The organism is Pseudonocardia sp. SID8383, from assembly GCF_009864975.1.
In the GTDB taxonomy this organism is placed as follows: Bacteria; Actinomycetota; Actinomycetes; order Mycobacteriales; family Pseudonocardiaceae; genus Pseudonocardia; species Pseudonocardia alni.
Genome location: NZ_WWFY01000040.1, coordinates 1 through 8,284 on the forward strand (window position 1 = coordinate 1; position 8,284 = coordinate 8,284).

9 protein-coding genes and 1 pseudogene are annotated in these 8,284 nt (G+C 75.6%); 4 read left to right on the forward strand and 6 right to left on the reverse strand.

The window, feature by feature from the left end:
- The 5 genes and pseudogenes from GTW08_RS31360 to GTW08_RS01215 all read right to left on the reverse strand — a co-directional run.
- A pseudogene (locus GTW08_RS31360) lies at nucleotides 1-209 on the reverse strand (hypothetical protein); the annotation flags it as partial.
- 237 nt (nucleotides 210-446) lie between these two features.
- Entirely contained in the window at nucleotides 447-1,814 is a 1,368-nt protein-coding gene (locus tag GTW08_RS01200) for an LLM class flavin-dependent oxidoreductase (RefSeq protein ID WP_161151265.1), read from the reverse strand.
- Nucleotides 1,811-3,148 (reverse strand): MFS transporter, encoded by a 1,338-nt coding sequence (locus tag GTW08_RS01205; protein ID WP_346009826.1) that lies wholly within the window; start codon nucleotides 3,146-3,148, stop codon nucleotides 1,811-1,813. Before GTW08_RS01205 ends, GTW08_RS01200 begins: the two co-directional genes overlap by 4 nt.
- 177 nt (nucleotides 3,149-3,325) lie before the next feature.
- Nucleotides 3,326-4,102 carry a 23S ribosomal RNA methyltransferase Erm gene (erm, locus tag GTW08_RS01210; RefSeq protein ID WP_346009827.1) on the reverse strand — a complete coding sequence of 259 codons (777 nt, stop codon included), beginning with the start codon at nucleotides 4,100-4,102 and terminating at the stop codon, nucleotides 3,326-3,328.
- Nucleotides 4,103-4,294: 192 nt separating this feature from the next.
- A complete protein-coding gene (locus GTW08_RS01215) occupies nucleotides 4,295-5,203 on the reverse strand; it encodes an enoyl-CoA hydratase-related protein (RefSeq protein WP_161151266.1) in 909 nt (302 codons plus the stop codon).
- A gap of 145 nt (nucleotides 5,204-5,348) precedes the next feature.
- Between GTW08_RS01215 and GTW08_RS01220 the strand changes: the two genes are divergently transcribed.
- Complete coding sequence (locus tag GTW08_RS01220; RefSeq protein ID WP_161151267.1) at nucleotides 5,349-6,035, forward strand: hypothetical protein; 687 nt, start codon at nucleotides 5,349-5,351, stop codon at nucleotides 6,033-6,035.
- An 11-nt stretch (nucleotides 6,036-6,046) separates the two neighbouring features.
- Here the strand turns inward: GTW08_RS01220 and GTW08_RS01225 are convergent, their stop codons facing one another.
- Complete coding sequence (locus tag GTW08_RS01225; RefSeq protein ID WP_346009828.1) at nucleotides 6,047-6,718, reverse strand: DUF1990 family protein; 672 nt, start codon at nucleotides 6,716-6,718, stop codon at nucleotides 6,047-6,049.
- 139 nt (nucleotides 6,719-6,857) lie between these two features.
- On the opposite strand from GTW08_RS01225, the gene GTW08_RS01230 reads away from it, so the two are divergent.
- The 3 genes from GTW08_RS01230 to GTW08_RS01240 are packed head-to-tail and all read left to right on the forward strand — an operon-like array spanning nucleotide 6,858 to nucleotide 8,267.
- Complete coding sequence (locus GTW08_RS01230) at nucleotides 6,858-7,088, forward strand: hypothetical protein (RefSeq protein WP_062403384.1); 231 nt, start codon at nucleotides 6,858-6,860, stop codon at nucleotides 7,086-7,088.
- A 56-nt stretch (nucleotides 7,089-7,144) separates the two neighbouring features.
- Nucleotides 7,145-7,810, forward strand: a complete 666-nt coding sequence (locus GTW08_RS01235; protein ID WP_304580040.1) for a DUF1990 family protein — start codon at nucleotides 7,145-7,147, stop codon at nucleotides 7,808-7,810.
- Between the two features lie 34 nt (nucleotides 7,811-7,844).
- The gene (locus GTW08_RS01240) at nucleotides 7,845-8,267 is read left to right on the forward strand and encodes a DUF5313 family protein (RefSeq protein ID WP_073574334.1); all 423 of its coding nucleotides are present in this window, start codon (nucleotides 7,845-7,847) and stop codon (nucleotides 8,265-8,267) included.
- The last annotated feature ends 17 nt before the right edge of the window (nucleotides 8,268-8,284 follow it).

Here is an 8,284-nt window from a genome sequence, read left to right on the forward strand (position 1 = left end):
GCGGCCGGGCCCGGGGCGGCACCGGGTGCGGCGGAATCGGATGCGGCGGACCCGGCCCCTGCCGCGGGCGATGCCGCGGACGCGGTGGCCGCGACGGGGTACGTCTCCCGGGCGGGGGCCGCGGACGCCTGCTGGGTGGCCGGTGCCAGTACCCCGATCACGACCGCCGCCGCCACCGCCGCGCCCCGGCTGCCCGTCCACCCCACCATGCCCGCACTCCCCCGATCGCCACCCCGGCCGGGACCGAGATGAACACGGCGGTACGGCGACGGCGCGGGGCGTCACGCGTCGGTGGTGCAGTGCCACCTGGTCGGGGTCGCGACGTCCCTCTGCGGAGTGGCCCTGCACCGCGGAACGCGACCGTCGGCACCATGATCACCGGGAGTGGGGCGGCCGGGTGCGGGGGTTGCTCCCCGCGCTCCGCTCCCGGTGGTCATCGCGTGGCGTCAGTGCGTACGGTGCGCCGCCCCGGGGTGGTCCTTCGCGAGCCGGGCGCCGTCGCCGGTGCCGTAGCGCTCGCGCAGGGTGGGGCCGCCCGCGTCGGCGGCGGCGGGCATCCGGCCGCGGCGGCGCAGCTCGGGCACGACGTGGGTGACGACGTCGGCCATCGTCCCCGGGGTGACGGCGTAGGCCAGGTTGAAGCCGTCGAGGTCGGCCTCGTCGGCCCAGCGCTCCAGCTCGTCGGCGACACCCGCCCCCGACCCGACGAGGAGCGGCCCGCGCCCGCCGACGGTGATGAACTCCGCGAGCTCCCCCACCGTCCAGTCGCGGTCCGGCCCGGTGAACGACGCCAGCGCCGAGCGGGTCGCGTTGGTCTGCACGTACTCGAGCTTCTGCTCCGGCGAGGCCCCCGCCAGGTCGACGCCGGACCAGCCGCCGAACAGCGCCAGCGCCGCGGACGGGTCGGTCAGCTCCAGGTACTCGGCCAGCGTCGCGCGGGCGGCCGCGTCGGTCTCCCCGGCGATCGCGGTGAGCATGGCGAAGACCTTCACCGAGCGCGGGTCCCGCCCGGCGCGGGCGGCCTCGGCACGCACGGCGTCGACCGAGCGGCGGACCACCGCGGGCGACGGGCCGGACACGAACACGGCCTCGGCGTGGGTGCCGGCGAACCGGGCACCGCGCGGCGACGCGCCCGCCTGGAAGATCACCGGGGTGCGCTGCGGGGACGGCTCGGACAGGAACGGTCCGGGCACGTCGAACCAGCGGCCGTGGTGGGCGATGTCGTGCACCCGGTCCGGCTCGGTGAACACGCCGCGGGCACGGTCGCGGACCACGGCGTCGTCGTCCCAGGAGCCCTCCCACAGCTTGTAGCAGACCTCCAGGAACTCCTCGGCGAGCTCGTAGCGCTCGTCGTGCGGGATCTGCCCGGACCGGCCGAGGTTGCGCGCCGCGGAGTCCAGGTAGGACGTGACGACGTTCCACGCGACCCGGCCGCGGGTGAGGTGGTCGAGGGTGGTGAGCCGCCGCGCCAGCGCGTAGGGGTGCTCGTAGGCGACCGAGACGGTCACCCCGAACCCGAGCCGCGAGGTCACCCCCGCCATCGCGGGGACGAGCAGCAGCGGGTCGGCGAGCGGGACCTGCGCGGCGGCGCGGACGGCGGCGTCACGGGAGCCGCCGTAGACGTCGTAGACGCCGAGGACGTCGGCGAGGAACAGCGCGTCGAAGCCGCCGTCCTCCAGCATCCGGGCCAGCGAGGTCCAGTGGTCGAGGTCGGTGTAGCGGTGCCCCTCGTCGGACGGGTGGCGCCACAGCCCGGCGGACTGGTGGCCCACACAGGCCATGTCGAAGGCGTTGAGCAGGATGCGGCCGGTCATGCCGACACCTTCTCCCGGGCGGTGCGCAGCCCGCCGCGGTGGGTCTCGGGGAGCAGGACGGTGGAGACGACGCAGATCGCGAACAGCACCCCGAAATACCCCCAGATCAGCCACGGGGTCCCGCCGCCGGCGTAGAGCAGCGCGGTGGCGACCAGCGGCGTCGTGCCGCCGATGACCGACCCGATCTGGTAGCCCAGCGACGCCCCGCTGTAGCGCAGCCGGGTGTCGAACAGCTCGCCGTACCAGGCCGCCTGCGGGCCGTACATCGCGTCGTGGAAGAGGTTGACCAGCACCACCATGCCGACCACGACCAGCACGGTGGACCCGGTGTCGAGCAGCAGGAAGAAGGCCCCGAGGAACAGCGGCGCCCCGATCGCGCCGGCCAGGTAGACCGGCTTGCGGCCGACCCGGTCGGACAGGACCGCCCACAACGGCGTCGAGAACAGCCCGATCGCCGACGCGATGATCACCGCGGTCAGACCGGCGCCCTCGGCGGCGCCCGAGTCGCCTTGGGCCAGGTAGGTCAGCGCGAACGTCGTCGCCAGGATGTAGACGGAGTTCTGGGCGATCCGGCTGCCGACGGTCAGCAGCACGGTGCGCCAGTCGGTGCGCAGCACCTCCAGCACCGGGCGGCGGGACAGCGTCCCGGCATCGCGGGCGGCGGTGAACACCGCGGGGTCGGCGAGGGTGAGCCGGATGGCCAGCCCCACCACGACGAGCACCGCGCTGAGCAGGAACGGGATCCGCCAGGCCCCGGCGAGGAACGCCTCCTTGCCCGCGATCGCGAGCACCGCGGTGTAGACACCCGAGGCGAGCAGCATCCCGGCCGAGGAGCCGATCTGCGGGAAGCTGCCGAACAGGCCGCGTCGGCGCTCGGTCTCGGCGTGCTCGACGGCCATGAGCACCGCACCGGCCCACTCCGCACCCACGGCGAGCCCCTGGGCCAGGCGCAGCACCACGAGCAGCACCGGGGCCAGCAGCCCGACGGTCGGGTAGGTCGGCAGCAGCCCGATGAGCGTCGTCGCGACGCCCATCAGCACCAGCGACCCGACCAGGACGGCGCGGCGGCCGATCCGGTCCCCCAGGTGCCCGGCGACGACGGCGCCGATCGGCCGCGCCCCGAACCCGGCGGCGTAGGTCGCGAACGAGGCGAGCACTCCGGTCGCCGGGTCGGCGTCGGTGAAGAACAGCGGGGCGAACACCAGCGCCGCGGCGGTGGCGTAGAGGTAGAAGTCGTACCACTCGATGGTGGTCCCGACGAGGCTCGCGACGGCGGCGCGGCGCGGCGTGGCACCGGACGTCGGGGCGGGATCGGACACGGCGGAGCTGGACACGGGACCTGCCGGTGGGTGAGGCGGAGCGGGGAGTCGGTGCGCGAGGCCGGGGTCAGCGACAGGCGTGCGACGACAGGCGGCCGTGGTCCAGCCACCGCCGGCGGGTCAGCTCCGAGTGCTCCACACCGCCCACCCGAGCAGACGGCACCCGCCCGGCGCAACGGAGCGGGACCGGGGTCACCCCCGCCCGGCCACCCGGGCATGCAGCCGGACCCACTGCCCGGCGTCGAGGTCGCGTGGCAGTGCCCACGGCCCGAGACCGCACTCGCGCGCCCAGTCCCGGGCGAGGGCGCGGCCGAACCGCCGCCCGACGACGTCGACGACCCCGCGGCCGCGGCCGGTGAACACCGCGTCGACCATCCGGTGGTGGTCCCGGGGCCGGGCATCGAGCAGCGGCACGTCGCGGCGGGCGATCTCCAGCACCCCGCCGTCGACGGCCGGGACCGGCCGGAACGCCCGGGCCGGGACACGGTCGTGCAGGGTGAAGGTGAACCACGGCCACCAGCGGGCGGTGAGCGCGCTGGTGCCGCCGACCGCCGCCCGCTTGCGCGCCACCTCCCACTGCACCAGCAGCAGCGCGTGCGCCCAGCGCGGGGCGCCCAGCAGACGTCGCAGCAGCGGGGTGGTCACCGCGTACGGGACGTTGGACACCACGTCGACGGGCCGGTCCAGGCGGGCGTCGAGCAGGTCGCCGTGGACGACGGTGACGGCGTCGCCGAACCGCCGTCGCAGCCGGGCCACCCGGTGCGGGTCGAGTTCGACCGCGGTCAGCGGCCTGCCGGGCAGCCGCAGCAGCGCGGCGGTCAGCGCGCCGTCGCCGGGACCCAGCTCCAGCAGCGGCCGGGGCGGGTACCCGGCGACGACGGCGGCCAGCGCGGCCGGGACGGAGGCGTCGACGAGGAAGTTCTGACCGTGCTCATGACGGCCGAGCGGGCGGGGCAGGGGGGATCGCACAGGAGGCTCCCGGGGTGGGAGCCGGGGGCGCGGCGGGGCGCCGCCCGGCAGGGGTACGAGGACCGGCTGCTCGGACGGCGGCGCCAGGAGATCGGCAGGGATCAGGTGTGGCGCCGCCGTCGGGCGACGCGCAGGCGTATCGAGGCCACGGGGCGACGGTAGGGGCGAGGGGGTCGCCGGCGCACCCGGATTTCAGTCCGTCAGGTCGGCGGGCGGCGCGGGCCAGTGCGGCAGGACGTGGCCGGGGTAGTCGTCGGAGACGGTGTCGGGGAAGGCGGGCGGGCGCTTCTCCAGGAACGAGGTGACACCCTCGGCGACGTCGCGGCCCTGCCCGAGGTGCGCGATCGCGGCCGAGTCGGCGCGGTGGGCGTCCCACGGGCTGGGCGCGCCGAGCATCCCCCACAGCAGCTGGCGGGTCAGCGCGACCGACACCGCGGAGGTGTTGTCGGCGATCTCGCGGGCGATCGCGTACGCCGCGCCGAGCAGCTCGTCGTCGGGCAGGACACGGGACACCAGCCGGCCGTCGAGGGCCTCGGCGGCGTCGAACACCCGGCCGGTCGCGGCCCACTCCATCGCCCGGGAGACGCCGACGATGCGCGGCAGGAACCAGCTCGACGCGGCCTCGGGGACGAGCCCGCGGCGAGCGAACACGAAGCCGAACCGGGCCGAGGCGCCGGCCAGCCGGATGTCGGCGGGCAGCGTCATCGTCGCCCCGATGCCGACCGCGGGCCCGTTGACGGCGGCGATCACCGGGGTGCGCAGCGCCGCCATCCGCATGGTCACGGTGCCGCCGCCGTCGCGGACGACGCCGCCGATGGTGCCGACGCCCGCCCGGTCGGCGGCGCGCTGCGGGTCGGTGGGATCGAACGACGCCCCGCCGCGGCCCAGGTCGGCGCCGGCGCAGAAGCCGCGGCCGCGGCCGGTGAGCACGATCGCGCGGACGGTGTCGTCGGCGTCGGCGCGGTCGTAGGCGGCGATCAGCTCGCGGGCCATCGTCGGGGTGAACGCGTTGAGGCGGTCCGGGCGGTCGAGGGTGATCGTGGCGACCCGGTCGTCGACGTCGTAGGAGATCTCGGTGAAGGCGGGAGCGTCGGTGCTCATGATCGGCGAGTCTGCCCCGCCCCGCGCCCGGGCGACAGTGCCCGCGGCGCCCGCAGCCCGTCCGCAAGTGGGCTGCAAGCGGCCGGGCGCACGGTGGTCCCGCCGCGCCGGACCGACCGGACGCGCCCCTCCGGAAGGACCCACCGTGACAGTGCAGGACGCCCGCACCACCCCCACCACCCCGGCCGTCCCCGCCGTCGACCCCACCCGGCGACGCCTGGTGGTGGGCGGCGGCGTGATGCTGCTCGCCTCCGCCGTGCTCTCGCTCGCCGGTGGCGTCGCCCACCCCGTCGTCGACGGGAACGCCCACTCCGTCGCGTCCCTGCTCGCCCCCGGCTCGCCGTGGGCGCAGCTGTCGATCTACGCCGGCGCGCTCGCGCTGATGATGGGCCTACCCGCGGCCTGGGGCTGGTTCGCCCCGCGGGCCGGTGTGCTCGGCACGCTCGGGTTCGGCCTGTACTTCCTGGGCAATGCGCTGAGCGCGCAGGGCCACCTCGTCGTCGAGGGGCTGGTGGCGCCCGAGATCGCCCGTGCCGCCCCGGAGCTGGTCCCCGACGACGGCAGCATCCTCGCCGCCCCCGGTTTCGCGCTGCTGCAGATGGTCGGCGGGCTGGTTCTCCTGGCCGGGCTGGCGTTGACGGGTGTGGCGCTGATGCGTACCACCGGGGTGCCGCGCTGGATCGGCGCGGCCGCGCTGACCGGGGCGCTGCTGCTGTTCGTGCCGCTGCCGGAGGCCCCGGTGCTCAGCGGGCTGCACGTGGAGCTGCTGCGCGGGATCGCCGTCGCCGGGCTCGGGGTCGTCATGATCCGCGAGGTGCGGGCCGCCCGGTGAGGCCCGCCGCGTCATCCGGCGGTCGCGAACCGCCGGGTGCGCACCGTCACGCCGCCGTCCGGGCGGCCGCCCGCGATGGCGGCCGCCCGGATGCAGGCGTGCGTCCACATGTTGAACTGCACCTCCTTGGCCACCCGCAGGGTGTTGTAGAGCACGTGCGACAGCCGGTCCCCGGGCCGCGCCCAGGACTCGATGTCGAAGCGCAGCATCTCCGGGTGGTCCGGGTCGCGACGGGTGCGGAACTCGATCCGGCCGGCCTCCAGGTGCCCGTCGAGGGTGACGAAGGAGAACTCGCTCGGCCCGGCGGCGGCCACCCGCACCGGGCCGTCCCACGGGCCGGGCATGCGGATCAGGAACTCGTCGCCGACCGCCATCCCGCCGGGCTCACCACGGGTGCGGCGGAACACCGCGAACTCCGGTGACCAGCGGTCGGGGTCCGCGGCGAGGCGCGTCATGAGCTCCTCGGGGCTCAGCCGGGACCCGCGGATGCGCACGCTGTAGCGCCGGTGCAGCAGGGTCCCGACCCCGTCCGACGGGCGCTGGACGTCGTCGCCCTCGGCGCCCTGCGGCGAGGCGGGCGGCAGGTCCCCCAGGTCCCCGACGACGTCGCTGCGGTGGATCGGTGTGGTGCGCCAGAAGTAGCGCCACGACACCAGGGCCAGACCCACCGGCCAGCGCAGCACCGCCGACACCCGCCGGGACCGCCGGTCCCCCGTCACCGGGGTGGACCGATCTCTCGTCGTGGCCGTCCTGGAAGTCCGCACGGCGTGGACATACCCCCTCTGCGGGATTACATCCGCCGGGAGCGGGGAAGGAACCGCCATGACGGTCGGACGTGTCCTGCACCGGGTCGGGTTGCGCGGTGCCCAGCTCCAGTGGTTCTCCCTCGGCTCGGTGGGCTTCTCCATCGCGCTGTGGCTGCGCGCGAAGACCGTGGACCAGGACGAGCGCGGCAACGCCGAACGCCGCGCCGTCTTCGTCGGCCTGTGGCCGTCGATGTTCTGGCTGATCGGCGACTCGATGCGGCGCGAGGAGAAGGGCCGTCGGTCCTGAAGCGCCCCGCCCCCGGGGACCGTCGCGCCGACCTGGACGGACTCGCCGCACGCGGCGTGAACTTCGACGACGCCGAGACCCCCACCGACACCCGTGACCCGCGCTGGCACGTCGACCACGGCCGGGCCCTGGTCGGCACCGAGCCGCCCGGCGACCCGGTCCCCGACGGGCCGTGGGAACGTGCCTGCGCGGTGCTGCGCGACTACCAGTTCACCGCCCCGAACCGGCTGCGCGGCGTGTTCCGCCCGTCCGACCCGCTGCTGGGGCGGGACATGCTGCTGGAGGGCCGGTTCGGGCCGATGCGCTTCCACCTCGGCGTCCGCGTGACCGGTCTGGTCGACGAGACCGTCGACGGCCGGCGCGTCTGGGGCTGGACCTACGAGACCCTGCACGGGCACCTGGAGGAGGGCCGGCTCACCTACGAGGTGGTCAAGGACCTCGCGACCGGCGACGTCGAGTTCGTCATCCGCGCGTTCTCCCGGCCCGCGCACATCCCGAACCCCCTGTTCCGGCTCGGCTTCGGGTTGTTCGGTCGCGCGGTGCAGCTGGAGTTCTACCATCGGGCCGGGCAGCGGGTCCGCGAACTCGTGGCCGACGCGGCGACGGGCAGGCCGCTGCCGCAGCCGCTGCCGGGTGCCGACGGCGTGACCGTCGCCCCGCAGAACGGCGGACGGCACTGGACGGACCCGTTCGCCGTGCTCGTCCGGCATCCGGGTGTCTGACCCGGGTGCGCGATCCGATGAGGGGGAACGTCCGATGGACGACCGGATCCGGCGTCCGAACCCGTTCCGCTGGGTGGCCTACGCCTTCGGTGCCCGGCTGCCGGATCGGAACCGGCGCTGGGTGCTGCACGACGTCACGACCCGCACCTGGGTGCTGCGCCACTTCCTCCGTACGACGGTCCAGCTGATCCCGCTGCTGGCCCTGCTGTTCCTGGTGGTGCCCGGCCCGGCGTGGGTGCGGCTGGGCGCCATCGCCTCCGGCGCGGTGATCGGCTACTTCTACTCGATGGTCTACGTGGTCGAGGCGTGCGAGACCCGGGTGATGAAGGCCGGCTACCCGGTGGGGGCGGCCGCGTCGACCCGGGAGGCGCGGCGCGCCGAACAGCACGTCGACGCCCGGCTGCGCCACGACCGGGAGTTCGGGGCGGACCGCGACCGGGACGACCGCCGGGGCTGAGCACCCCCGCCGCGGCG

Bases quoted from the DNA above. Each gene is read 5' to 3' on its own strand.
- GTW08_RS01200 (WP_161151265.1), bottom strand. From the start codon at position 1,814: ATGACCGGCCGCATCCTGCTCAACGCCTTCGACATGGCCTGTGTGGGC.
- GTW08_RS01215 (WP_161151266.1), bottom strand. From the start codon at position 5,203: ATGAGCACCGACGCTCCCGCCTTCACCGAGATCTCCTACGACGTCGAC.
- GTW08_RS01230 (WP_062403384.1), top strand. From the start codon at position 6,858: ATGACGGTCGGACGTGTCCTGCACCGGGTCGGGTTGCGCGGTGCCCAG.
- GTW08_RS01240 (WP_073574334.1), top strand. From the start codon at position 7,845: ATGGACGACCGGATCCGGCGTCCGAACCCGTTCCGCTGGGTGGCCTAC.